The organism is Marinagarivorans cellulosilyticus (genome assembly GCF_021655555.1).
Classification (GTDB): Bacteria; Pseudomonadota; Gammaproteobacteria; order Pseudomonadales; family Cellvibrionaceae; genus Marinagarivorans; species Marinagarivorans cellulosilyticus.
Genome location: NZ_AP023086.1, coordinates 2,817,739 through 2,842,802 on the forward strand (window position 1 = coordinate 2,817,739; position 25,064 = coordinate 2,842,802).

Here is a 25,064-nt window from a genome sequence, read left to right on the forward strand (position 1 = left end):
CGTTTAAATAGCGCGATAAATAAAAGCCCTAATCTTTGGTTGTTAGGGCTTTTTTAGTATTGGAATACAGGAGCTATTATGTCGAAGCAGCACGTAAAATTTGAATTTGAAAAAGAAACTAAAAACAGCGTTAGGTATAAAGAAGTCCCCGAACAAGGCAAGCCTCCAATTGTAGGCTCGCTTTATGTCCAGAAATGGTTCGCAGGTAATGCTAAAACCTTGCAATTGACGATTGAGTTGGATGCAAAAGATAGCGAGTGATGCATACAATTCAATTGAGAACCTGCGTCCTATATTCCCAGTAATGCTTAGCAAAGAGTGATTCCCCTATTTCAGTTGACATACCTCCAGCATAAAGTCCCCCCGTGAGACTTTCGTTAACAATCCAAAATTATGTTGTAGTTATTCAACCTACACAAATTCCAGTTATTATTCAGTGGCAATAACGGCATGTGAACGCACAGTAGTGATTCGCTAAGCGGTATTAAAAATTAATCCACATAATTATCAATGCTCGGGCAAGAGCAAATTAAATTTCTATCCCCGTACACGTTATCAATACGATTAACCGTCGGCCATACTTTGTGGTTATGTAAATAAGGTAGTGGGCGGGCGGCTTGGTCTCGGGTGTAGGGGCGGCTCCATTGTGGGTCCATAATGTCGTCTAGTGTGTGCGGGGCATTCACTAGAGGGTTGTTATCTTTTGGCCATTCGCCGCTTTCTACTTTGCTAATTTCTTGGCGAATTTGAATCATGGCGTCGCAGAAGCGGTCTAGCTCCATTTGCGATTCACTTTCGGTCGGTTCGATCATCAGTGTTCCGGCAACAGGAAAGCTCATGGTCGGTGCGTGAAAGCCAAAGTCCATTAGGCGTTTGGCGATGTCTTCTTCGCTAATGCCGCTGGCGGCTTTTAAGGGACGTAAATCTAATAAGCACTCGTGGGCAACAAAACCTTCGCGGCCAGAATACAAAATAGGGAAGTGAGCCTTTAAGCGTTGCGCGACATAGTTAGCGTTTAATATGGCGTATTCGGTGGCGAGCTTTACGCCGCTGGCGCCCATCATGCGAATGTACATCCAGCTAATGGGCAGAATACTGGCACTGCCCCAAGGTGCGGCAGAAATAGTGCCGTTGGCGGTATTGGTGTTGGGCACAGGCTGTACAGGGTGGCCAGCTACAAAAGGCGCCAAGTGCGCTTTTACGCCAATAGGCCCCATGCCAGGGCCGCCACCGCCGTGTGGAATACAAAAAGTTTTATGTAAATTAAGGTGCGAAACATCGCCGCCAAATTCGCCAGGTGCGGCTAAGCCGACTAGGGCGTTCATGTTGGCGCCATCAACATAAACTTGCGCGCCTACACTGTGAATTAGCTCGCTAATGTCGCGAATGTTTTCTTCAAATACGCCGTGGGTCGATGGGTAGGTCACCATTAATGCCGCTATTTGATTACCGAATTGCTCGACCTTGGCGCTTAGGTCTGCCATGTCGACGTTGCCTTCGTCATCACATTTAACGACTACCACTTTCATGCTGACCATTTGCGCCGATGCGGGGTTGGTACCGTGGGCTGATGCGGGGATCAAACAAATAGTGCGCTGGTCTTCGCCTTTGGATTCAAAGTATTTTTTAATGGCCACAAGCCCAGCGTATTCACCTTGCGAGCCAGCATTGGGCTGCAAGCTGATAGCATCGTAACCGGTGCAGGCTTTGAGCATGTCTTGCAGTTGCTCGAACAGCGCGCTGTAACCTTTGGCTTGGCTGATGGGGGCGAAGGGATGCATACGGCCAAATTCGGGCCACGTGACTGGGATCATCTCGGCGGCAGCGTTGAGCTTCATGGTGCACGAGCCCAGCGGGATCATGGCGTGGTTAAGTGCGATATCGCGAGATTCTAAACGTTTGAGGTAACGCATCATCTCGGTTTCGCTGTGGTAGGTATTGAATACCGGGTGGCTAAGAATAGCGCTAGTGCGGGTTTGCTCAGCCGGAATGGTCACAAGTGTATTTGCGGCATCGACTAACTCGGCGGCTTTATCGTTACTGGCAAATATTTCTAGCAGGGCGTCTACATCACTACTGTGTGTGGTTTCGTTCAAGCTGATGGATAAGCGATTGCTATCAATTAGGCGAACATTCATGCCGTTGCTTTCGGCAGACTCCGCTAAGGCTGCGGCTTTGTTTGTTTCGACGGTAATAGTGTCGAAAAAGTGATCGTGGGCTAATTCGAAGCCGGCTTGGCGAATGCCTTGGGCCAATGTTTTTGTTAATAAGTGCACGCGTTTGGCGATGCGCTTTAAGCCTTCTGGGCCGTGGTACATGGCGTAAAAGGTGCTAAGCAGGGCAAGCAATACTTGCGAGGTACAAATGTTGGAGTTGGCTTTTTCGCGGCGAATGTGTTGCTCGCGGGTTTGCATGGCCATGCGCAGGGCCTGTTTGCCGCGGGCATCAATAGAAACGCCAATAATGCGACCTGGTGATGAACGTTTGTAGGCATCGCGAAACGCAAAGAAGGCCGCGTGGGGGCCGCCAAAACCCATGGGAATGCCGAAGCGCTGGTTGCAACCAATGACTATATCGGCGCCTTGTTTACCCGGGGCTTCAAGCAGTACTAAGCTAAGGATGTCGGCGGCCACGGTAATGAGTGCATTTTGTGCGTGTACGGTTTGCGCGAGTTCGGCAATGTTGTGTATTTGGCCTGTGGTGCTGGGGTATTGCACCAGTGCGCCAAAGTAATCGTGCTCGGCAAGGGTGCTGACATCGCCCACAATCACATCAAAACCAAAATGCTCGGCGCGGGTTTGTACAACGGCAATGGTTTGTGGGTGAACATCGCTGGCGACAAAATACGTGTTGCTTTTGTTCTTTTTATTAACGCGCTTACTCATAGCCATGGCTTCGGCAGCGGCGGTGGCTTCATCCAGCATGCTGGCATTGGCCAAATCCATACCGGTTAAATCCAGAATCATTTGCTGGAAGTTTAATAAGCCTTCTAGGCGGCCTTGGGCTATTTCGGGTTGGTAGGGCGTGTACGCGGTATACCAGCCAGGGTTTTCTAATACATTGCGCAAAATAACATTGGGCGTGTAGGTATCGTGGTAGCCCATACCAATGTAACTTTTTAATACTTGGTTTTGGCTAGCTAAAGTTTTAAGTTCGGCCAGCGCTGCTTGTTCGGTAATGGCGCTTTTAAGTACGCTGGTGGTTTCGGCGCGAATGCTTTTGGGTACGGTGGCTTCTATCAGTTCTGCCATAGAATTTTTGCCAAGGCGTTCGAGCATGGCTTGAGTTTGGGCCGAATCTGGGCCAATGTGGCGACCGATAAATTCTACAGAATTTTCTAATTCCACTAAGGGCGACAACGCATTAGGCATGATAAAAGCTACCTTTAAATAGGGGGCGATACAGTGAGTGGTTGATTGGCAAGGGCTGCGTGCTTAGGCGGATTGCTACCGGTACGGGCTGCGAGCATTTGCTGATACATCAATAAAAAAGGCTAAAGCGCGGAGGACCGGCTATAAAGGGGCGCAATGATAGCAATCTGGCCTAACCCTAGCAATTCTTATACGCTGCAGGCGAGTGGTAAATAAGGCTGTTTCAGTAATGATATGGAGCGAAAAATAGAGACATGAGTATTCTGGCTGTTATTGCCTGCGTTTGGGTGCTTTGGGGCGCGTGGCGCGGTTATAAGCGCGGTGCTATTCGAGTGTTGGCGGGTGTGCTGTCTTTGTTGCTGGGCTATGTTGCTTGCTTTTTATGGGGCTGGCCACTGGCGCAGTCGCTTGCCGGTAAGGTTACGCCGTTTTTACAGTGGCCTATTGCGGCGGGTAGCATTTTTTTAGTGGCAGCACTGGTGGTGAACCTATTATTTTGGCCGCTGGTTAAGCGCTTTAAACAGTCAGCTGCTACGGCTTGGCTTGGCGTTGCTGGTAATACTGCAATGGCAACGGTAATGTTAATGGCAGCTTTGTGGGGTGCAGGTTTGGTTGCTGGCGCTATCCCTAACCCCAATATTAAAGATGTTTTGCAGCAAATTGGTTATTCGGCCGAGCACCCTTTAGTGCGCATTAGCAATGCGGTGATGTCTCGTTTTATTGGTGTGGGGCTTCGTTTAGTCGGGGCATCGGACGAACAAGTCAAAGCCGGTGTTGTGTTGGCGCAAACCCCAGCGGCTGGGGTTATGAATTTGCAGGCCGTATCAGGTTCGAATGAAACCAAAGCGCTGCTGCACAGTGAGCCGCTCAAGCAAGCCATTGCTAATGGCGATGTAGAGCAACTGATTCAACACCCTGATTTTGTCGCATTTTCGCAACAGCCGGGTATGGAGAGCATGATTGCTTTGGTGCCGCGGGATAATGGCGAGTCGCAGGCGCAGGCCTTGGCAACGACAATGGTGGATGTGTTTCAGCGGGTAGAGCATATCAAGCAATCTGACGAAACGCGTAAAGTACTCGAAGACCCAGAGATTCAAGCCATTATGCAATCGGGAGATACTGCGCGTTTAATGACGCACCCTAAAATGCAGCCACTGCTGGCCGCCATAATGGGAGGCAGTATGGCGCGGGAACCTGAAAAACCAACAACGCACGCACCGGTAAACGAGCAAGCCGAACAGATTAAAACAGAGCAGCCCGTAGCGCCATCTGGCCCAGCACACGAGGTGATGTTTAAATGGAAAAGCACGGATGGGCAAACCCATTTTTCAACTTGGGATCGCATTCCTAAAGCGTATCGCGAAGGTGCAGAGTTAATTAATTTATAGCGAGATAATTGTGACGATAAAAACCGTAGGGCCTTGGCAGTGTTTAGATTCTAAAGTGGTTTATGACAACCCATGGATTAGCGTGCACCACGAAAACGTAATTACACCGGGTAATACAGCAGGGATTTATGGCGTGGTGCATTTTAAAGGCACCGCGGTAGGTGTATTGCCTATTGATGACGAAGGTAACACCTGGCTGGTCAAACAAACGCGTTATACATTAGGCGGCGAAAGTATTGAAATTCCCGAAGGGGGCGCCGCGCCGGGAGAAAAAACCATCGATTGTGCCCGTCGAGAATTGAAAGAAGAGGTAGGCCTAGAAGCAACAGATATCCGATATTTAATGACCTTACACTTATCAAATTCTGTCACTGATGAGGCCGCAGATATCTTTGTGGCCAAGGGGTTAACCGAGGGCGCAGTAGCACATGAGGCTAGCGAGGATATCACCGTATTGAAACTGTCGTTTAAAAGCGCGTTGGCGATGGTTATGAATGGAGAGATTACCGATGCTATTAGCGTAGCGGCGATTCAGCGCTTGGCCTTAACCGAGGGGCTGAACGAAATATAGGGCATCTCTAAAAATGCTCTTTTTCTGCGATAGCAGCATCACTGTTTTTGCGCCTCGACATTCCGCTTATCGATAACTGCTCCCCACTCTAATCAGTCACTTCCGTGTGGCGTGCGATGTCTAATAAAGTGCTCCCTGGCTAGATACGTCGCGCTGTCTTCTGAATATATTCATTTGCCCCGGCGGGACTTTCTTGTCCCTATAAAATATGACTATTTTTAGAGGCGCCCATAATAAATTTGTCGCTTGGCTGTTGGTTTGTCTATGCTTTACGTTAAAACGTATAGGCCACAGTAAGGACTTTTATGGAAGAGCTCACGCCGCGCCGTTCGCAGGCCAGAATTGACGCCCTTATTTTCAAGCTGGCACTGGCCTATTGGTTAGTGTCACTGTTGTGGATTCTTGCAACGGGCAATTGGTTTTGGGCCGTTGTTGCGGCGGTGGTTTTATTACCTGTCGCCGCAATGGCTGGCACACATTTGGCCGGTTTGCCAATCGCGCGGCATTTGTTGGCTGCGGTGCTCAGTGTAATGACTTCGCTGCAGGTGCTACAAAGTGGCGGCATGATCGAGGCCCACTTTGGTTATTTTGTGACCGCGTCCATTTTCTTTTTATACCGTGATGCCAAGGTTTTCATTACGGTTTTGGTCTGCGGCGCAGCAGCGCATGTTGTTCTATTTGTAATTCAGCATTTGCACCTTTTCCATAATTTCTATTTTTATGATCATGAGCATTGCACCGTGGGTATTGTGCTAATTCACGCGGGATACTTAACGGCTGAATGCGTCTTATTGGGAGTGTTGGCCAATAATGCTAAACGTGATCAGCAGTTAACCGCCACCATAGAGCGGGTAGTGGCTAACCCGGGCAATCAATTAGATTTAACCCAGCGAATGGATAGCGAAAGTAGTGTTGCCAGCTTACTTAATCAATTGTTAGGGGCTATGGCCAGTGCTGCACGTAAATCTGGAGAGGCTTCTGTACGTGTCGATGACGGTTTAGCGCGTTTGCTTGACGACATTAAAGGCTTCGGTGTATTGGCGCAGACGGAATACGATCGCACGAATATAATCGCCTCGGCGACAGAAGAGCTAGCGGCCACCTCGTTTAATATGGTGCGCGATATGCAAAATGCCAGCGAGCAATTGCGCAGCGTGGGCGCCGCAAACAACTCGGCGAGCGAGCACTTATTGGGTTGTCAGCAATCGTTAAAAGAACTCAATTCTCTTATTCAAGAATCTAACAATACCGCTCAAACTCTAGAGCAATATACCCGCAACATTTCTGAAATTTTAAATGTGATCAATAGTATTGCAGAGCAAACTAATCTGCTGGCACTGAATGCGGCTATCGAAGCGGCGCGCGCTGGTGAGCAAGGCCGCGGTTTTGCCGTGGTCGCCGACGAAGTACGCGCGCTGGCGACACGAACGCAAGAATCAACCGATCAAATCAAGGGTACGATTGGCCAGCTGCAAGGCGCTAGCGCTAAAGCGGTGGATATTATGCAAAGCTCAAAATTACATGCCGAGCAAAGCATCAGCAAAATACAATTAACCGTTACTGAGGTTGAAGCCAGCCAAGCACAGATGCTGGCTTTAACTGATATTAATAGCACCATGGTTGTTGCGGTAGAGCAACAAGGGCAGGCCAGCCGAACTATTGCCGATAGCGCGGCAGAAATTAATGAATTAATTGAGGCGTTGGTGGCAAGCACGCATTCAAGTAGTGATTTGGGGCGAGAAATAAAGGCGCAGTCTCAAGATTTGCAGGCATTGATGGCTGTATTTAAAACTGCCTAACACCTATAAGCTTAGGCCATATAAGTTGCAAATATTGCTACATAAAGCGGTATGTTAGTTTGCTGTGAGTCTATTTTTTTACCTCGCTTATTGGGGCTTTTTTTGCCTGCACAGTATATATAGGTTACAAAAATTGTAACTATTCAGTCATCAGCGAAATTGAGTGTTAATTAATCATTTTTTAGGCCGCTCAAGCCGTTTACGAGTTTGTGCTACTCGACTTTTTGTTCCTCGATTTTGTGCTTTTGCAAAATCTAATCTTGCATATCCTTATGCTGGCGCAAACTCTACCCCGCGCATCCTTGTTGGGGCTGGGCGCTATGCACGCGATCGTGATGCGTGAACGGCTAGAAAATAATCAATCAGTCCTAAGTGAGCAATATTTTCTTATCGCTGAATAGTTACCAAAAATTTTACGTATATCAGTAAGCGCTTTGTGAAATGCCTTTAGTCACCGATAATGGTGTTTTTTTAGGTTGAGGTTTTCATGCAAATTCCTTTCGGGAAATATCGGCACTATAAAGGCAATTATTACCACGTTACCGGGGTGGCAAAGCATAGTGAAACTGAAGAGCTTCTGGTGGTTTATCGACCGTTGTATGGCGATTTCCAGCTGTTTGTGCGCCCTTTGGCTATGTTTATCGAATCGGTTGATGTTGAGGGGCAAGCGGTGCCTCGGTTTGCTTTTGTCGAGGTAATATAATGTGTGTTGGTTGCGAATTAAGGGTATTTGATGAATCGCGCGGTTGACGATGCTTTTTTTATGCATCTTGCACTTTTGCAGGCGCGCTTAGCGTATGGCTGTGACGAAGTGCCTGTTGGTGCGGTTATTGTCGACAATGGTGTGGTGGTGGGGGCCGGTTTTAATCGGCCTATTAGCGCAAGTGACCCCACGGCGCACGCTGAAATACAAGCGCTAAGGGCGGCTGCGGCCCGCTTGGGCAATTACCGTTTACCGAAGGCTACGCTTTACGTCACGGTTGAACCCTGCACTATGTGCCTTGGGGCGTTGGTGCATGCGCGTATTCAACGTATTGTATTTGCTGCTACCGAGCCGAAAGCGGGACGTGTTTGTAGCCATAGCTTATTGGACGACCCTTGTTTTAATCATCATATAGAAGTGACTGCTGGAGTCTGTGCCGAGCCTGCAAGTGCGCTTATGCAGCGTTTTTTTGCCGAAAGGCGAGCGCGTAAAAAAGCGCTAAAACAAAATAATATGAATACGTAACGTTAAACCTGCAAAATGGCAGAATGGCTACATCGCATTAATAATTTCAAGCTCTTCTAATGCACTGCTAATAATCGATTCGTAGCCAAGGGGTTTGTCTGTTTCGTTTTCCTCGGCGGCTAGAGCCTCTTGTTTTGCGCGCTCTTGCTCTTTCCACGCGATAACATTGTAGAAGTTGCGAATATTATTTACATAGCTAACCGCTTCGTGGCCGCGGGCATAACCGTAGCGCGTTTGTTTGTAGTATTGGCGCTTAGTGAGCAGTGGTAAACGTTCGCGGATATCGCTCCATAAATTTGGGTTGCCGCCTTGGTCTTGCGTTATTTTTCGAGCGTCCTGCAAATGTAAAAAACCAATATTATAGGCTGCCAGCGCTAGCCAAGTGCGGTCGGGTTCAACAATGTCATCGCTAAGACGGTCGTACATTTTGCGAAAATATCTTGCGCCGCCATTAATGCTTTGGTCGGGATCTAATCGGCTTTTTACGCCCATTTCGCGTGCGGTATTTAGGGTAAGCATCATAAAGCCGCGCACTCCTGTGGGTGATTTGGCTCTGGGGTTCCAGTGGGATTCCTGATAGCTTAATGCTGCTAGCAATTGCCAATCTAGGTTTGTTTCTTTGGCGGCCGCTTCAATTTTTTCTCGCCATTTAGGGAGGCGTGTGCGCAGGCGTTTGGTAAACACGAGTGCGCCGCTGTAATTGATGTGGCCTACGTGGCCGTAAAAGCTTTCGGTAATTTCGGCGAGCTCACCCGAGTGCTCAAGTTGCGTTAAATAATGGTTGGCGGCTTGTTGCAGACTGTGGTCGGTAATTTTGGGCAGTGCCCAGGCAAGGGGTTCGGGTTCGGTAATATCGAAAGCGGCCAGAGCACGAGGATAGACACTGCTATTCATTTCCAATGCGTTGGAATCAACAACGGCATAGGTAACTTTTTTATTGTGTACCATTTCGAGCAAGTCGAGCATTTCAATATCTTGGCGTTCATTCCAGACTAGATCGGGGTGCTCGCGTTTAAGCTCCCTTAGGCGTTCGGCGTGGCTGCTATTGCCTATTACTAGAATCTCTTCGCCGATAAGATCTTCGATACTTTTGGGTTTGGGCGAATTTGAGCGGTAAATAACTTGCTGTGTCACGTGTAAATAGGGCTGGCTGAAATCGACCACTTGGCGACGCTTGTCGGTTACCGTGAGGCCAGCGGCGCCCATATGAACATCGCGCGCGGCAATGGCATTAAATATATGCCCAAGGTCTTCTTCCTCGACGATTTCGAGTTTTACATCTAAATACTCGGCAAAGCCGCGCAGCAGTTCGTAGTCAAAGCCTGTGTAGCCGTCGATGCCTTGGTAGTAGGTGGTAGGGCCGTTGCGTGATGCGACTGTTAACACCCCTTCTTTTTGAATGCGGTCGAGTAGGGTGGGTAAGCGGCTACCGGTGAGCAATGAGCACAAGCAAAACACGCACGCAACAACCAGCACATGGTTACAAACCCTGTGACTTATGATGCTAAGTGTTTTGATCCATGACTTCATTAAATTTGGATAACTCTATATTTGATGGCTGATTTTGTGCTTGTTTGTGGCTTAACGCAACGGTGCCTTAAAGGCTAATTGTTAAGCGTATTGACACGAACTGCCAGCCGTTACTTAAACTGTTTTGTGCTTAAAACCGGTATATTCTGGCTTTGTTTTACGCGTTGGCAGCGAAAAAAAGCCAATTCAAAAGCAACAAACGGCGCCATATTTTGAGTGGTATATGGAACTGGCTTGCAGTGTGATTTTGCTTGTTAGTAGCTATTCACTTTATTTTTTTGTGCCAGCAGTGCCGTGCATGCTTAGTGTTTTTTGTTTTGCTTGCAGGTAGCAATATAACAAACTAATGTAAAATTTTTGTTTAAAAAAGAACCAATTTTATCGTCTTATGTGTCTCATGGGAAGCATTGTGCGCCATATACAGGAATGCACGCGCCAGTTCAGTCTTGCGGGCGCTTGTCGGTAAGGCGTAGTTGCGGCTGCTACTTGCGGCCAAATCGAGTACAATGCGCGCTTTTTCGACAACCCGTCTTATGAACTGCGAGACCTATCCCTCCATGTTGATTTTGCCCGGTGCACCTGCGCTATCAGAATTCCGTACTCAAAAACTCCTTTCTTCGCTTCAGACTCTGCAGCCTGGCATTTCATCGGTTTATGCCGAGTATGTCCATTTTGCCGACCTGAGTGATGCCTTAACGGCCATTGAAACGGAGGTTCTCGTTCGTTTGCTCACTTACGGCCCAAAGGCAGATAAGCAAGCTGGCGATGGTCAATTATTATTAGCCGTGCCGCGCCCAGGGACTATATCGCCATGGTCTTCGAAGGCGACCGATATTGCCCATAATGCCGGTGTGGCTAAAGTGAATCGCATCGAGCGCGGCATTGCTTACCATATTGATGGTGATTTTGATCCGAATGCTGTGACGGGCTTGTTGCACGACCGCATGGTCGAGGTGATGTTTGCAAGCTTGGATGAAGCCCAAGCGCTGTTTGCCAAGCACGAACCACGTGGCTTGCATTATGTGGATATTCTGGATGGTGGCCGCATTGCTCTAGAGGCAGCTAATGCTTCGTTGGGATTGGCATTAGCCGAAGATGAAATCGACTACCTTGTTGCCAGTTTCAAAGATTTAAAGCGCAACCCAACCGATGTTGAGTTGATGATGTTTGCACAGGCAAACAGTGAGCATTGCCGGCATAAAATCTTTAATGCGAGCTGGACTATTGATGGTGAAGATAAAACGCTATCGCTGTTCAAAATGATTAAGAACACCTACGAATTAGGTGGTGAAGATGTATTGTCGGCTTATGCCGATAACGCTTCTGTCATGACAGGTACCGTTGCTGGGCGTTTTTTCGCTGATACAGATACCCACGAGTACAGCTACCATCAAGAGCCTGTTCATATCTTGATGAAAGTCGAAACCCATAACCACCCCACGGCGATTGCTCCTTTCTCGGGTGCTGGTACTGGCTCGGGTGGTGAAATTCGCGATGAAGGTGCGGTGGGTAAGGGCTCTAAACCTAAGGTGGGTTTAAGTGGCTTTACGGTATCTAATTTGCAAATCCCAGGTTACAACCAACCGTGGGAGCAAGATTACGGCAAGCCAGGGCGCATTGTGAATGCGCTTGATATTATGCTGGAAGGCCCGATTGGCGGCGCTGCGTTCAATAATGAATTTGGCCGCCCCAATATTTGTGGTTACTTCCGTACCTTCGAGCTAGATTTTGATGGTGAGCGCCGTGGCTACCACAAGCCTATTATGCTTGCTGGTGGCTATGGCAATATTCGTGAAGAGCATATTGCGCAAGAAGAGTTTGCACCAGGCTGCCACCTTATTGCGCTTGGTGGCCCCGCAATGTTGATTGGTTTAGGTGGCGGTGCGGCTTCGTCTATGGCGTCGGGTACCTCTTCAGAAGACCTCGACTTTGCTTCGGTTCAGCGCCAAAACCCAGAAATGGAGCGCCGTTGCCAAGAGGTGATTGATCAGTGCTGGCAGTTGGGGGCCAATAACCCCATTGCATTCATTCATGATGTGGGCGCTGGCGGCCTTTCTAATGCCTTCCCTGAATTGGCAAAAGACGGTGGCTGTGGCGCTAACTTTGAGCTGCGTGAAGTGCCTAATGACGAGCCGGGCATGTCACCCTTAGAAATTTGGTGTAATGAATCGCAAGAGCGCTACGTGATGGCTGTGGCGCCAGAGTCTTTAGAGCGTTTTAAAGCGATTTGTGAGCGCGAACGCTGCCCGTACGCGGTAGTGGGCGAGGCTATTAGTGAGCAAACATTGATTGTGAACGATCGCCATTTCGATGCTAAACCGGTTGATCTTCCAATGAGCGTGCTATTTGGTAAACCACCTAAAATGCACCGCGAAGCTGAAACTTACAATGCCGCATTACAGCCCTTAGATATTTCTTTATCCGTAGAAGATGCCGCGCAACGCGTGTTGCAGCACCCAACAGTTGCCAGTAAGCAGTTCTTGATTACGATTGGAGATCGCTCGGTAACCGGTATGGTTGTGCGTGATCAAATGGTTGGCCCGTGGCAGGTGCCCGTCGCCGATTGCGCGGTAACAACGGCAACCTTTGATAGTTATGCCGGTGAGGCAATGAGTATTGGCGAGCGCACACCGATTGCTCTTATGGATGCCGCGGCATCTGGGCGCATGTCGGTAGCTGAGGCGATTACCAACATTGCTTGTACGCGTATTGATAAGCTGCGTGATATTAAGCTTTCGGCCAACTGGATGTGCGCGGCTGGCCATAAAGGCGAAGACGCCAAATTGTACGAAGCCGTAAAAGCAGTAGGTATGGAAGTGTGCCCAGCATTGGGCTTAACCATTCCCGTCGGCAAAGATTCCATGTCCATGCGCACCGCATGGCAGCAAGATGGCCAAGACAAAGCCGTTACCTCGCCTATGTCGCTGGTTATATCGGCATTTGCCCCTGTAGTGGATGTTCGTAAAACGATTACGCCAGAAATTAAAACCGCTGACGATAATGTTCTGCTGTTAATTGATTTAGCGGCAGGCAAACAGCGTTTAGGCGGCTCTATTTTGGCGCAAGCATGCAATCAGATGGGCGAGCAGGTTGCCGACCTAGAAAGCACCGATGAGCTTAAAGCCTTCTTTAATGGCATGCAGGCCTGTTTAGACAGTGACAGCCTTATTGCCTACCACGATCGCAGTGATGGTGGTTTGTTGGCGACTCTGGCAGAAATGGCTTTTGCTGGCCGTTGTGGTTTAAGTATTGATATTGCCGCTTTAGGTGGCGATGCACTGAGTGCTTTATTTAACGAAGAGCTAGGCGCTGTGATTCAAGTGGCGAGCAGCGAATTAGCTAATGTGCAGCAAGCCTTTGCGGCTGCGGGCTTGCAGGCTGCGCTTGTTGAGTTGGGCTGCGCAACTGTAGATGAGGCCATTGTTATTCGCAATGGTGCGCAAGAGCTGGTATCGACTACTCGTGGAAATTGGCAGCAGCTGTGGAGTAAAACGAGCTACCACATGCAAGCGTTGCGCGATAACCCTGCATGCGCCGAGCAGGAATTTGCTGGCATTACTGCCGATAATCCAGGCTTAAGTAGCCAACTCAGTTACGACCCTAGCCATGATGTGGCTGCGCCGTTTATTGCTATAGGCAATAAACCCAAAGTGGCTATTTTGCGCGAGCAAGGCGTTAACAGCCACTTAGAAATGGCAGCAGGCTTTGAGCGTGCAGGCTTTACCCCAATCGATGTGCACATGAGTGATATTTTGGCTGGGCGTATTGCGCTAGACGAGTTCAAGGGTTTGGCGGCCTGCGGCGGTTTTAGTTACGGCGATGTTTTAGGTGCCGGTGAGGGCTGGGCAAAAACGGTATTGTTTAATGCCATTGCACGCGACCAATTCGAAGCGTTTTTCAATCGTAACGACACCTTTAGTTTAGGTGTTTGTAATGGTTGCCAAATGATGTCGAACCTAAAAGATTTAATTCCAGGTGCCGATTTATGGCCGCACTTTGTGCGCAACGTATCTGAACAATTTGAAGCGCGAGTGGCTTTGGTTAAAGTAGAACAATCTAACTCTGTGCTTTATCAGGGAATGGCAGGTTCACATTTGCCAGTAGCTGTAGCGCATGGTGAAGGTCGTGCGGAGTTTGTCGATCAAGCGGCTTTCGAGGCGTGCAACAGCAGCGGCCAGGTTGCAGTGCGCTTTATTGATAACAGTCTCAATGTTACAGAAGCTTACCCCGCTAACCCTAATGGCTCGCAGGCAGGCATTACCAGTTTAACCAGCACCGATGGTCGCGCCACAATTTTAATGCCGCACCCAGAGCGTGTATTCCGTACTGTTGCGAATTCTTGGAAGCCAGAAGGTTGGCAAGAAGATGGCGGCTGGTTGCGTATTTTCCGCAATGCGCGGGTTTTTGTTAATTAAAAGCTGTGTGCACGAGGTTTAAAGCTAATAAGGCTTGACCTTGTGCGGCAAAACAAATACTGTTCGTTTATACAGTTAATTGTGAGGATACATTTATGGCAGTACTTGCTGTTTGGCAATGTGATCGGGATGGGGCTATGTTCAAAAACAAAAAAGATGCCGACGACCATGACAAGATGTTGGAGCTGGCAGAAAATATTACAGCTTTGATCGAGCAAAATATAACCGGTGTTGACGAGGCGCAGGCTGAAGCTATTGGCTTATTGCTAGCAAAGCGTCGCGATATATTGGCGCGAGCCTGTAAAAATAAGCCAGAGCTTTTGCTAGAAGAAGAGCCTGAAGAGCATAACGATGGCGACGTTTTCGTTAAGTAGCTCTCTGTATTGATGCTGCAAGTTTGATTGGTGGCATTGTAAAAGCCCCGAAACTGTCTGGTTTCGGGGCTTTTTGCTGTTTGGCGATTAAATAGTGAGATTAAGTGCATAGGTAGGTGATAGCCGTTAAAATGGCGGCCTCATTTTGATGGTTGCAGAAGTTTTATGTCTATATCGCCGTTATCTTACTCGCCGGCTATACCTCTTCCCCCCGCATTGGCGGCAAGATTATCCGCCGTGCCGGTAATTACCGATTTTGCTTGCACCGTTGCTGATGTGACAATCGCCGCTGAGGTTTCGCCTCGAGGCGAAGATCTTTGTAAATTAACGCTGCAATTGCCGCAAGCACTTCAAGCCCGCGGGCTTTTGATTACCGAAGCGATTCAAGCGGCGTTAATTGCCGATTTTAGTGGGGTAGATGTTGCTTTTGAATGGTTGCCGACGTTACCCGCCCTTGCGCAAGAGCGAGAGCCAATTGCCGGCGTAAAGCAAGTTATTGCCGTAGCATCGGGCAAAGGTGGTGTTGGTAAATCGACAACCGCTGTTAATTTGGCTCTGGCTTTAAAGGCGCTAGGTGCTCGGGTTGGCGTGCTGGACGCTGATATTTATGGCCCAAGCCAAGCCTTAATGTTAAATATTGAGGGGCAGCGCCCAGACATTTTGCCGGGTAAGCGCATGCATGCTATCGAGTCGCCACACGGCGTATTCGCAATAGGCATGGGCAACCTAGTCACGGATAATACGCCCATGGCTTGGCGCGGGCCAATGGCTACTGGGGCTTTGCAGCAAATGTTGCGGCAAACCGAGTGGCCAGATTTAGATTTTCTGATTGTCGATATGCCTCCTGGTACGGGAGATATTCAGCTAACGCTTTCGCAAACAGTTCCGGTAAGTGGCAGTGTCATTGTTACTACGCCGCAAGATATTGCTTTGCTTGACGCCAAAAAGGGCATTGAATTATTTCGTAAAGTGAATATTGACGTGCTAGGCGTTGTGGAAAATATGTCTGTGCATACCTGTTCCCAGTGCGGGCATTCGGAAGCCATTTTTGGTGAGCACGGTGGCAATGCATTGGCCAAAGAGTACGATACCCAAGTTATTGGGCGTTTACCCTTGAAGCTCGCTATTAGAGAGGGGGCTGATGGTGGTTGTCCTTCGGTAGTGGCTGATGTGACAAGCCCTGAATCTTTAGTGTACTTAGCTGTCGCTCAGCGAGTGGCTTTGCAGTTATTTTTGAATCAGCGCAATGCGCAAGATTCAGCCAGTGGCGCCTCGTCATCCCCGTTGATGACGCAGAGCGATGACTAGCAGTTATTGATTAATAGTTTGGAGAAGAATATGTCGATTAAGTCCGATAAGTGGATACGCCGAATGGCGCAAGAGCAAGAAATGATTTCGCCGTTTGCGCAAGAGCAAGTGCGTTATGGTGAAAAGGGCGATCGGTTAATTTCGTACGGTACGTCAAGCTATGGTTATGACGTGCGCTGTGCTGATGAGTTTAAAATATTTACCAACGTGCATTCAGTAACGGTTGACCCTAAGAATTTTGACGAAAGTAGTTTTGTTGACGTAAAAAGCGATGTTTGTATTATTCCCCCGAACTCTTTTGCGCTAGCGCGCACCGTAGAGTATTTTAAAATTCCACGCAGCGTACTGACTGTGTGTTTGGGGAAATCAACTTATGCGCGTTGCGGCATTATTGTGAACGTGACACCGCTTGAGCCTGAGTGGGAAGGGCACGTTACTCTAGAGTTTTCTAACACTACACCGTTACCTGCAAAAATATATGCCAATGAAGGTGTGGCACAAATGCTGTTTTTTGAAAGTGACGAAGTGTGTGCAACTAGCTACGCTGATCGAGGCGGAAAATATCAGGGGCAGACAGGTGTAACCCTTCCACAAACTTAAGTCGCTCCCGTTACGGCCAATATGTGCACAATAGGTTTGCTGTGAAAAACTCCCGCTATATATTTATTGCTTTACTACCGTTTTTAATGGCTGCATTACTCCCTTGGCTAAAGCCCGATGCAGTCGCTCGGGTTGCTGTGCTGAGCATGTTTTGGGCTGGGGTATTAAATGTTTTTATGGCAGGTTTTATTGTTGGCGATTGCGCGCAACACTGGCTAAGGCCAACGCTGCCCGAAAGTCGAGCTCGTTTGCGTTTTGTTGCTGCATTAGGCGTTGTGGTGCTAGCGCTAATGTCGGCGGCGTTGCATTTTGTTGGTTTACCGATGGTATCGATAGCGATTATGGCGCTGGCACTGTATTTTAATAGTCGCTTACTGCGTGCAACGACTTTTGGTAGCCATATCAGCGAATTGGATTACGCTTTTTTTCAGAAGATTATTTGGGTGGCTTTGGGTTGCTTATTAATGCTGCTGTTGAGCTATTATCGTTATTTTAGTGCGCAGTAAGAGCATAAAAAGTAGCGGCATTTTTGTTTTAAAGAGAATACCGCTACTTTTAAGTGTGGTTTTTACAGTGGGTGCAATTTAAAGAAGTTTTCTTTTCACTCGGTATTGCTCGGCGACTTGCTCGATGTTATCGATGCTTGGAGTGAGGCTTTTAAGTAGACCGTCGTTGATGTCGTAAATCCAACCGTGTACCGATAGCTCTTGCCCTTCTTCCCAGGCATTTTGGATGGCGGGCAGATGGGTTACGTTGGCAACTTGTTGCGCTACGTTAAGCTCACACAATAAATTAACGCGCTCTTTTTCACTAAGGTCTTCACCAAAAGCATTTTGTTTGTTGAAATAAACATCACGGATATTGCGCAGCCAGTGGTCAACCAAGCCAACTTGTTGATCACCCATAGCTGCTTGAACACCGCCGCAGCCGTAGTGGCCACAAACAATAACGTGCTTTACTTTGAGTACGGCAACTGCGTAATAAATAACCGATAAGCAATTAAGGTCGGTATGCACAACGGTGTTGGCGATGTTGCGGTGGACAAAAAGCTCACCAGGCAATAACCCTACAATTTCATTGGCGGGTACTCGGCTATCGGAACAGCCAATCCATAAGTACTCAGGGGTTTGCTGTGCGGCAAGTTTTTCAAAGAAATGCGGATCTTCCGCTTTGATCTCTTCTGCCCAGCGTATATTGTTGTCAAAAAGTGTATCTAGGTCATTCATGGTATATCGGTCTCTCTGTAATTTCCGAAAGTATACCCAATTTATCAAACGATAAAAAACCGACTAAATATAAGGTTTTATTGTGAACGAAGCAACGCTGTACTGGCATGATTATGAAACATGGGGTGCTACCCCTTCAATTGATAGGCCTTGTCAGTTCGCGGGTATAAGAACTAATTTAGCGCTAGAGCCTATAGCTGAGCCCGACGTATGGTTTTGCCAGCCAACCCCTGATGTATTGCCTCACCCAGAGGCCATTTTAGTGACAGGTATTACACCACAGCAGGCACAGCGTGATGGTTTAGTGGAGCCTGCATTTGCGCGAAAAATACACGATGTGCTGTCGGCGCCAAATACGTGTGGTGTGGGCTATAACAGCATTCGTTTTGATGATGAGGTTGGGCGTTACACTTTTTACCGCAACTTCTACGACCCTTATGCACGCGAGTGGCAAAATGGTAATTCCCGCTGGGATATTATTGATATGGTGCGCACTTGTTATGCCTTGCGGCCAGAAACGCTTGAGTGGCCCACAATTGAGGGCCGGGTGAGTTTTAAGTTAGAAGCTTTATCGGCTGCGAATAACCTGATTCATGCAAAAGCTCACGATGCTTTAAGTGATGTAGAGGCAACAATTGCGCTGGCTAAATTAATTAAGGTGCGGCAACCGCAGTTATTTGAGCATATTTTTAAGTTGCGGCTAAAAAATAATGTTGCGCAGAGTATTGATGTAAAGCGAAGAAAGCCCTTTTTGCATATTTCTTCTAAGTTTCCGTCTGAAAATGGCTGCGCCGCGTTGGTGGTGCCCTTGGCGTTTCACCCTAAAAATAAAAATGCGGTGCTTGTTGCCAATTTAGCGCAAGACCCAGATGAACTTATTCATTTGTCTGCGCAGGACATTGCCGCCCGTGTTTTTACAGCCGCCGCCGAGCTGCCAGAAGGGGTGCAGCGCATCGAGCTGAAAGCTGTGCACTTAAACAAAAGTCCTGTCGTCTTAACGCCAAAGTTGCTCACGCCTGAGAATGCGCGCCGCCTAAAAATTGATATTGAGCTTTGTGAAAAGCACTGGCAGCGAATATTGCAATATGACTTGAGCGATAAAATAGCCAAAGCTTTTGCGTTAAACGAATTTGCCGCGCGCGCGGATGCCGAGCAGCAATTATACGAAGGCTTTTTGTCACCGAGAGATAAACCCGTATTGAGCGAGGTAAGGGCGGCTGACGAAGCGATACTAAAGGCCGCTTGTTTTAATTTTCAGGATAAGCGCTACAACGGTTTGCTGCTGCGCTATAAGGGGCGCTTTTTTCCCGAGGCGCTAACCGAGCAAGAAAAAGTGGAGTGGGAAGGGATTTGCCATAGTCGTTGGTTTGGTGGCGTTGAAGGTTACCTTACGCTAGCGCAGTTCGAGGCGCGTATTGAGGCTTTGATGGAGCAGGGGTTATCGCAAAACCAGCAGGAGTATTTGGCGCAAGCCTTGCTTTGGGTGAGAGAAAAATTGCCAGAAGTAACGAATTAAAACGCAAAAGTAGGCTTGTTACGCCTAAAGTGTCGTTATGACACAAAGTGTTATTGCATTTGTGTTGTTTGATTGCTAAAACAATAATAGGCGTCGCAATTCGTGCGGCCTAGCGCAAGCGCAGCCTAACCTATGGTCGCGCACTTTATGTATGCGCTGTTTGTTGAATCTGACACCACAGGTAACAAACATGTTGGTTGACTCCCAAAAGGATCCAATATTGTATTCCGAGGCTGCGCTGCCAGGGCGCGAAGAACCTATCATTGGGTTTGAGCCTCATGCTGTACTCGGCACTCCCATCGAACCTCCTTATCCTCCATATTTTGAACGTGCACTATTCGGCATGGGTTGCTTTTGGGTGGTAGAAAAACTATTTTGGGGAGTAAAAGGGGTGCACACAACGGCCGTTGGTTATGGTGCGGGCATTACCCCTAATCCACTTTATAAAGAGGTTTGCACTGGCCTTACGGGGCATAACGAGCTGGTTGTGGTTGTTTATAACCCTAAAAAACTTTGGTATCGCGATTTGCTGAAGCTATTCTGGGAAAATCACAATCCAACTCAAGGCTTTAGGCAGGGGAATGATGTTGGCCCTCAGTATCGCTCCGGTATTTATCCGTTAACGCCAGAACAGCATTTTTTAGCCAAACAAAGCCACGATGTATACAGTGCTAAGCTAAAGCGCTTGGATGTGGCGGGTGTGACTACAGAGATTGTTAATAACCCTGCCTTTTATTTTGCCGAAGAATACCACCAGCAATATTTGGCTAAAAACCCTGGTGGTTATTGCAATATGCAAAATCTTGAAAGCACAGGGTTCCCTGGCTTTGTTTAAAGCGCTTTAAACCTCAAAAAATAAAACCCCAGCACTTTTCAGGTGCTGGGGTTTTGCGCATTAGCCGCTAGCGCTGCCATCGTCAACAAGCATGCTTATCGCCGCTAGGGCTTCTGGGTCTTCGTCTTTAATTTTGTTGGCTATATGGTGCTGAAAAAAGTACTTAAAGTGGCCGTGCTCTTGTGCTGGGTACAAGCAGCTGTCCCCTGGTAGCACCGGTGTGCTTTTGATTTTTTGATCATCAATTAGCATGCCTTCGATGGAGCCATCATTATTCAGCCGCCAGCTGACCACTTCAAATAGGGATAACCGGCGCTTTTCTAAATCAGATAAAACCGCGTGAGTACCGATTAAGTCTGGAATTTCTTGCACGATATCATCGGGGTTGTCGCTATCATACTCGTAGTACTCGGCCGCAGTTTCGACTTCAACTACCTTATGAATAGGGGGTTCGAAAAAGATTTCGTCGATGCCTGGGTCGTAATACCCTTCGAACTGTCCATTCAATGGATCTTGAATATCAGTGCAAGGGATGACTTTATCGAGCCATGGGACTAGGCCAACAATTTCACCGGTGGCGCGAAGCCCCCAAGCAAGAATTTTTAGGCTATAGAGTTTTTCTTCGCTGGAATCGTTGGAGTAAAGCATTTCAAGACCGTCGAGCTCTGCCGCAAGCCGAATAAAGCGCGCGTCATGGGCCGACTTGTATGACTTGCCGGTGAAGAGGTCAATAACATTGTCTATGTCATGACTTTTATCTGAAGTCTTCATGGGTGTCACCTCCGAGCAGTGGGCTTTTGCTGATGCAAATTGAGCACTTACTTGTTTTGCTTTTACGCAAAACCCTTAAGTTGTGTTGCGTGTACAGCATTAGCCGGTGGTGGAATAGGTCCATCTGCCTTAACAGTATATGCACAATTGCCGTAACTCAATACCAGAATGCAATTTTTTTCGCTATGTGGCGCATTTTGTCATCTCAGCGGGGGTTACTTTGGACGACATGCGCCTAGCTTTAAAACGGTTTACTATAACCACTTTTGTACAAAGCTCTCGTCGTTTATGCCTAATCCCTGTTCGTTTATGCCTAATCATAGTTACACCGATTTGATTACACTTTTTGAGGTGTGTTTTTTCGACAAGTTCAATACCCGCTTAGTGAAGGGCGGGCACGAGCCTATTTACATCCCAAGTGGCGCCAATGCAGAGGGTTATAGTGTAAAAAACTATCATCAAATTATTTTTGCGCACGGCTTTTTTCGCAGCGCCTTACATGAGGTGGCACATTGGTTGGTGGCTGGTGATCTAAGGCGGCTTAAGTTGGATTATGGCTATTGGTATGCACCCGATGGCAGGAATGCACGCCAGCAAGCCGAGTTCGAGCGTGTAGAGGTCAGGCCGCAAGCTATCGAGTGGGTATTAACCAAGGCGTGCGATCATGCTTTTCGGGTCAGTGTTGATAATTTAAGTGGTGAGGCAACACAGACAATGCCGTTTAAAAAGGCGGTCTTGCAAGAGGTTCAAGCTTTGCAAGCGGAAGGCTTGCCCGCTAGAGCAGAGCGCTTTCGTCAGTCGTTGGCTGCTTTTTACGGTACTACGCTTGTCTTCAGCGACCAGCTCTATAGCCTAGAGGAGCTGTGAGTTTAGGCTTGCTGGCTGAATCGCAGCGCTAAAAAGTGTAGACTGCGCGCTTTTTGTAAAGGTGTATGCTGTGACTCATCTCCGTATTGTGGCCGACGAAAACATCCCCGCGCTAGAGCCACTATTTGGCGACTTAGGCGATATCATCAAGCTTCCCGGCCGGCATATGTGCGCGGATGATTTAGTTGATGCCGATGTATTGTTAGTTCGCTCTGTGACTAAAGTGAACAAAGCTTTGTTATCGAAAAGCCGCGTTAAATTTGTCGGCACATGCACCATCGGTACAGATCACTTAGATAAACACTATTTTAACGAGGCTGGTATAAATTGGTCTGCAGCGCCAGGCTGTAATGCTGGTGGTGTTGTGCAGTATGCGTTAGCTGCGATGGCAACCTATAGTCCCGATTGGTCATCTAAAACTGTTGGCATAGTAGGTTGTGGCAATGTGGGTGGGCGTTTGTACAGAACACTGAAAGCCCTAGGTGTGGCTTTAAAGGTGAGCGATCCGCATAAATCATCAACTGATATTCCAGAGCTAACCACATTGGACGATGTCTTAACGGCAGATATCATTTGTGTCCATACCCCCTTAATTCGTGAGGGAGAGCATCCTACCGAAAATTTAATTAACGCGGCTAATTTGCCTGTGATTAACCCGAACGCTTTATTGATTAGTGCAGGCAGGGGGGAGGTCATTGATAATCAAGTTTTATACGAGCACTTAAAAAGCACGCCGACTTTAAATGTTGTGCTCGATGTTTGGAGCGGAGAACCCGATATATTGACTCCGCTAATGCCGTGGCTGCGTTGCGGCACTCCTCATATTGCAGGCTATAGTTTTGAAGGCAAACTCAATGGTTCTTTAATGATTTATCAGGCGCTTGCCGAATCGTTAGCCATCGATCCCTTAGCAATTAATGCGCGCTTGGACGCCGTTAAGCGTGAAATATTAGGTGAGCAAGAAGCCCTTGCTGCCAATTCTATTAATGAAGCCGTTTTGGCGACTTATAATTTAAAGGCCGACCATCAATTAATCGAGCAAGCTATCGAATCTGGTGAGCCCATGAAAACCGCGTTTGATAAGTTGCGCAAAGCTTATTGGCAGCGCCGAGAGCTGGGGCACTATTACTGCCCTCAGAAAAGCGGGAAAATATTTGATTTTTTACAGCTTGTAAACAGCGTGAAAAAATAAAATATGAAGACGTTCCGCTTGGGTTTTTTGATGAACCCTTATGCCGGCATTGGCGGCCCGTCGGGTTATAAGGGCAGTGATTTAGCGGAGTTACAGCATGCCGCTAGCCAAGGTGATATTGCTTTGCGCGCGCCAGATCGTGCGAAAACTTTTTGGCAGCAATTGAGTCCCGCTCTTCAGCATATTGAAATTATTAGCGCGCCTGCCCAAATGGGCGCAGACGTGCTTACATCTTTAAATATCGAACACTTGGCTGTTGATGTTGAATTACCACTTCAAACGTCAGGTTTAGATACAGTTAAGGTGGCAAAATTACTACGAGATAAAAGCGTTGATCTGCTCGTTTTTGTTGGCGGCGATGGCACAGCCCGCGACATATATACCGCGCTAACCGAGGACACTCTTGTGTTGGGTATTCCTTCAGGCGTAAAAATGCATTCAGGTGTTTATGCCATTAACCCGCAAAGTGCTGCCGAGTTGGTGCGGCAAATGGTGAATGGTGAATTGATCGCACAAAGTGTGCAAGAGGTGCGAGACATCGACGAAGCTTTGTTTCGACAGGGCCAAGTTAAAGCGCGTTACTTTGGCCAAATGCGAGTACCTGCCGCCGCACAGTTTGTGCAAGCGGTAAAGCAAGGTGGTATGGAAGTTGAAGCATTAGTATTAATAGACATTGCGGCTTATTTGCGTGAAAAATTTGATACTCAAGCATTAATTATTTGGGCGCCAGGCTCAACCACATTGGGTGTGCTTCGGGAGTGGGGGCACGAAGGCACATTATTAGGTGTTGATGTGTTGTTGCCAAGCGGTGAGTTGCGCTGTGATGTTAATGCCCAGCAATTAGAGCAGCTGTTAGAGCAACACACAGGCCCTTGTGAGCTAGTGCTTACCGCAATCGGCGGGCAGGGCCATATTCTTGGTCGCGGCAACCAGCAGCTCACAGTGGAGCTATTACAAAAATTGGGGCGTGATCATCTCAATGTAATTGCAACACGCACAAAACTGTTATCCCTAAATGGTAGGCCTTTGTTGTTGGACACCGGTTGCCCCGCGTTAGATGCAAAATGGGCCGGTTTGATCCCTGTAATTACAGGTTACGAGGATGTTCTTGTTTATCCTGTTGGTAATGAACACACAGTAAGTACCCCCAAATGACCGATTTCTCCCCGATTAAAAAATGCTGCGATGCTTTCTTTGCAAGCCAGCAATTAACTCAGGACTCGCGCCGCATTTTTCATGGTCGGGGGCATTGCTACCCGAGCTTGGAATGGTGTGTACTGGATTATTATGCCCCTCTTGTTTTACTGACAGTATTTAGTGTGCCAGAGGATAAAAAGCTCACTGAGTTAATCGCTTTGCTGTCTAACATATTGCCTGCGAGTGTGACGCATTTTGCTGTTCAACGCAGGGATTTAAACAATGCTCCTTACCAATGGTATCGAGGTGAACCCGTTGAGCAGAATACTGTTTTTGCTCAGCGTGAAAATCTAAAGTTTCATTTGGATTTTCAGCAACAAAATACGGGTTATTTTTTAGATATGGAGCCCGGTCGAGCTTGGTTAGTCAAGCATGCAAAAGGTGCGCGAGTGCTAAATTTGTTTGCTTATACTTGTGCCTTTTCGGTCGTGGCGATTGAATACGGCGCGCAAAGTGTTGTGAATGTCGATTTAAGTCGTCGCTCGTTAACCACCGGCCGCGAAAACCATAGGCTGAATCAGCACGATACCAACAAGGTTAAATTTCTTGGCGTTGATATTTTAAAGTCGTGGGGGAAGCTGAAAAAAATGGGGCCGTACGATATCGTTATCGTCGACCCACCCAGTTTTCAAAAGGGGAGTTTTGTCGCAACCAAGGACTACCAAAAAGTCGTCCGCAGGCTGCCAGAATTACTCAGTGAAACAGGAAGGGTGCTGTCTTGCTTGAATGCGCCAGAATTTAGCAGTGAATATCTTAAAGCTATTTTTGCGGAGCAAGCGCCTTGCTTATCATTCATAGAGCGCCTCACCCCCAGCGAGGATTTCCCTGATGAGGATGAAGAACGCAAATTGAAGCTGCTAGTTTATGAGGCCTAAG

Annotated in this window: 21 protein-coding genes; 17 read left to right on the forward strand and 4 right to left on the reverse strand. The window is 47.8% G+C overall.

From position 1 onward, the window contains the following. The first annotated feature begins 78 nt into the window (after positions 1-78). Positions 79-261: a hypothetical protein gene (locus MARGE09_RS11345; RefSeq protein WP_236982000.1), complete on the forward strand. Its 183-nt coding sequence runs from the start codon at positions 79-81 to the stop codon at positions 259-261. 230 nt (positions 262-491) lie between these two features. On the opposite strand, the gene gcvP is transcribed toward MARGE09_RS11345, so the two are convergent. After that, positions 492-3,371 (reverse strand): aminomethyl-transferring glycine dehydrogenase, encoded by a 2,880-nt coding sequence (gcvP, locus tag MARGE09_RS11350; RefSeq protein WP_236982002.1) that lies wholly within the window; start codon positions 3,369-3,371, stop codon positions 492-494. 254 nt (positions 3,372-3,625) lie between these two features. Here gcvP and MARGE09_RS11355 point away from each other — a divergent pair, with 254 nt between their 5' ends. The 5 genes from MARGE09_RS11355 to tadA all read left to right on the forward strand — a co-directional run bounded on the left by MARGE09_RS11355 (position 3,626) and on the right by tadA (position 8,357). Further along, on the forward strand, positions 3,626-4,759 hold the full coding sequence (locus MARGE09_RS11355) for a hypothetical protein (protein WP_236982004.1): 1,134 nt from the start codon (positions 3,626-3,628) through the stop codon (positions 4,757-4,759). Positions 4,760-4,769: 10 nt separating this feature from the next. Beyond that, a complete protein-coding gene (locus tag MARGE09_RS11360; RefSeq protein ID WP_236982006.1) occupies positions 4,770-5,330 on the forward strand; it encodes an NUDIX domain-containing protein in 561 nt (186 codons plus the stop codon). Between the two features lie 305 nt (positions 5,331-5,635). Then, positions 5,636-7,129 (forward strand): methyl-accepting chemotaxis protein, encoded by a 1,494-nt coding sequence (locus tag MARGE09_RS11365; protein WP_236982008.1) that lies wholly within the window; start codon positions 5,636-5,638, stop codon positions 7,127-7,129. A 487-nt stretch (positions 7,130-7,616) separates the two neighbouring features. After that, positions 7,617-7,832 (forward strand): DUF1653 domain-containing protein, encoded by a 216-nt coding sequence (locus tag MARGE09_RS11370; RefSeq protein WP_236982010.1) that lies wholly within the window; start codon positions 7,617-7,619, stop codon positions 7,830-7,832. A gap of 30 nt (positions 7,833-7,862) precedes the next feature. Then, a complete protein-coding gene (gene tadA, locus MARGE09_RS11375; RefSeq protein WP_236982011.1) occupies positions 7,863-8,357 on the forward strand; it encodes a tRNA adenosine(34) deaminase TadA in 495 nt (164 codons plus the stop codon). Positions 8,358-8,384: 27 nt separating this feature from the next. Here the strand turns inward: tadA and mltF are convergent, their stop codons facing one another. Next, the gene (gene mltF, locus MARGE09_RS11380) at positions 8,385-9,833 is read right to left on the reverse strand and encodes a membrane-bound lytic murein transglycosylase MltF (protein ID WP_236982012.1); all 1,449 of its coding nucleotides are present in this window, start codon (positions 9,831-9,833) and stop codon (positions 8,385-8,387) included. Positions 9,834-10,444: 611 nt separating this feature from the next. Between mltF and purL the strand changes: the two genes are divergently transcribed. The 5 genes from purL (at position 10,445) to MARGE09_RS11405 (ending at position 17,090) form a co-directional block, all read left to right on the forward strand. After that, positions 10,445-14,302, forward strand: coding sequence for a phosphoribosylformylglycinamidine synthase (gene purL, locus MARGE09_RS11385; protein ID WP_236982013.1), 3,858 nt, complete (start codon positions 10,445-10,447; stop codon positions 14,300-14,302). A 95-nt stretch (positions 14,303-14,397) separates the two neighbouring features. Further along, positions 14,398-14,676, forward strand: a complete 279-nt coding sequence (locus MARGE09_RS11390) for a YebG family protein (RefSeq protein ID WP_236982014.1) — start codon at positions 14,398-14,400, stop codon at positions 14,674-14,676. Positions 14,677-14,841: 165 nt separating this feature from the next. Beyond that, positions 14,842-15,984 carry an iron-sulfur cluster carrier protein ApbC gene (gene apbC / locus MARGE09_RS11395; RefSeq protein ID WP_236982015.1) on the forward strand — a complete coding sequence of 381 codons (1,143 nt, stop codon included), beginning with the start codon at positions 14,842-14,844 and terminating at the stop codon, positions 15,982-15,984. Between the two features lie 30 nt (positions 15,985-16,014). Next, complete coding sequence (dcd, locus tag MARGE09_RS11400; RefSeq protein ID WP_236982016.1) at positions 16,015-16,584, forward strand: dCTP deaminase; 570 nt, start codon at positions 16,015-16,017, stop codon at positions 16,582-16,584. A 41-nt stretch (positions 16,585-16,625) separates the two neighbouring features. Beyond that, positions 16,626-17,090, forward strand: coding sequence for a hypothetical protein (locus MARGE09_RS11405; protein WP_236982017.1), 465 nt, complete (start codon positions 16,626-16,628; stop codon positions 17,088-17,090). Positions 17,091-17,168: 78 nt separating this feature from the next. On the opposite strand, the gene can is transcribed toward MARGE09_RS11405, so the two are convergent. Then, the gene (gene can / locus MARGE09_RS11410; protein WP_236982019.1) at positions 17,169-17,810 is read right to left on the reverse strand and encodes a carbonate dehydratase; all 642 of its coding nucleotides are present in this window, start codon (positions 17,808-17,810) and stop codon (positions 17,169-17,171) included. 82 nt (positions 17,811-17,892) lie between these two features. Here can and sbcB point away from each other — a divergent pair, with 82 nt between their 5' ends. Further along, positions 17,893-19,326 carry an exodeoxyribonuclease I gene (sbcB, locus tag MARGE09_RS11415; protein ID WP_236982021.1) on the forward strand — a complete coding sequence of 478 codons (1,434 nt, stop codon included), beginning with the start codon at positions 17,893-17,895 and terminating at the stop codon, positions 19,324-19,326. 190 nt (positions 19,327-19,516) lie between these two features. Beyond that, positions 19,517-20,161, forward strand: a complete 645-nt coding sequence (gene msrA, locus MARGE09_RS11420; protein ID WP_236982023.1) for a peptide-methionine (S)-S-oxide reductase MsrA — start codon at positions 19,517-19,519, stop codon at positions 20,159-20,161. A gap of 60 nt (positions 20,162-20,221) precedes the next feature. Here msrA and MARGE09_RS11425 read toward each other — a convergent pair whose 3' ends face one another. Next, positions 20,222-20,932, reverse strand: coding sequence for a hypothetical protein (locus MARGE09_RS11425; protein WP_236982025.1), 711 nt, complete (start codon positions 20,930-20,932; stop codon positions 20,222-20,224). A 288-nt stretch (positions 20,933-21,220) separates the two neighbouring features. Here MARGE09_RS11425 and MARGE09_RS11430 point away from each other — a divergent pair, with 288 nt between their 5' ends. The 4 genes from MARGE09_RS11430 to MARGE09_RS11445 all read left to right on the forward strand — a co-directional run bounded on the left by MARGE09_RS11430 (position 21,221) and on the right by MARGE09_RS11445 (position 25,063). Further along, complete coding sequence (locus MARGE09_RS11430; protein WP_236982027.1) at positions 21,221-21,799, forward strand: elongation factor P hydroxylase; 579 nt, start codon at positions 21,221-21,223, stop codon at positions 21,797-21,799. A gap of 70 nt (positions 21,800-21,869) precedes the next feature. Continuing rightward, the gene (locus MARGE09_RS11435; protein WP_236982029.1) at positions 21,870-22,991 is read left to right on the forward strand and encodes a 4-phosphoerythronate dehydrogenase; all 1,122 of its coding nucleotides are present in this window, start codon (positions 21,870-21,872) and stop codon (positions 22,989-22,991) included. 3 nt (positions 22,992-22,994) lie between these two features. After that, entirely contained in the window at positions 22,995-24,146 is a 1,152-nt protein-coding gene (locus MARGE09_RS11440) for an ATP-NAD kinase family protein (RefSeq protein WP_236982031.1), read from the forward strand. After that, entirely contained in the window at positions 24,143-25,063 is a 921-nt protein-coding gene (locus tag MARGE09_RS11445) for a class I SAM-dependent methyltransferase (RefSeq protein WP_236982032.1), read from the forward strand. The genes MARGE09_RS11440 and MARGE09_RS11445 overlap by 4 nt, the downstream gene beginning before the upstream one ends. The last annotated feature ends 1 nt before the right edge of the window (position 25,064 follow it).

Coding starts and splice junctions, on each gene's coding strand:
- purL (WP_236982013.1), top strand. CDS start 10,445: ATGTTGATTTTGCCCGGTGCACCTGCGCTATCAGAATTCCGTACTCAA.
- MARGE09_RS11355 (WP_236982004.1), top strand. CDS start 3,626: ATGAGTATTCTGGCTGTTATTGCCTGCGTTTGGGTGCTTTGGGGCGCG.
- tadA (WP_236982011.1), top strand. CDS start 7,863: ATGAATCGCGCGGTTGACGATGCTTTTTTTATGCATCTTGCACTTTTG.
- dcd (WP_236982016.1), top strand. CDS start 16,015: ATGTCGATTAAGTCCGATAAGTGGATACGCCGAATGGCGCAAGAGCAA.
- gcvP (WP_236982002.1), bottom strand. CDS start 3,371: ATGCCTAATGCGTTGTCGCCCTTAGTGGAATTAGAAAATTCTGTAGAA.
- MARGE09_RS11370 (WP_236982010.1), top strand. CDS start 7,617: ATGCAAATTCCTTTCGGGAAATATCGGCACTATAAAGGCAATTATTAC.
- MARGE09_RS11425 (WP_236982025.1), bottom strand. CDS start 20,932: ATGAAGACTTCAGATAAAAGTCATGACATAGACAATGTTATTGACCTC.
- msrA (WP_236982023.1), top strand. CDS start 19,517: ATGTTGGTTGACTCCCAAAAGGATCCAATATTGTATTCCGAGGCTGCG.
- MARGE09_RS11345 (WP_236982000.1), top strand. CDS start 79: ATGTCGAAGCAGCACGTAAAATTTGAATTTGAAAAAGAAACTAAAAAC.
- MARGE09_RS11365 (WP_236982008.1), top strand. CDS start 5,636: ATGGAAGAGCTCACGCCGCGCCGTTCGCAGGCCAGAATTGACGCCCTT.
- MARGE09_RS11390 (WP_236982014.1), top strand. CDS start 14,398: ATGGCAGTACTTGCTGTTTGGCAATGTGATCGGGATGGGGCTATGTTC.
- apbC (WP_236982015.1), top strand. CDS start 14,842: ATGTCTATATCGCCGTTATCTTACTCGCCGGCTATACCTCTTCCCCCC.
- MARGE09_RS11430 (WP_236982027.1), top strand. CDS start 21,221: ATGCCTAATCCCTGTTCGTTTATGCCTAATCATAGTTACACCGATTTG.
- MARGE09_RS11445 (WP_236982032.1), top strand. CDS start 24,143: ATGACCGATTTCTCCCCGATTAAAAAATGCTGCGATGCTTTCTTTGCA.
- MARGE09_RS11440 (WP_236982031.1), top strand. CDS start 22,995: ATGAAGACGTTCCGCTTGGGTTTTTTGATGAACCCTTATGCCGGCATT.
- can (WP_236982019.1), bottom strand. CDS start 17,810: ATGAATGACCTAGATACACTTTTTGACAACAATATACGCTGGGCAGAA.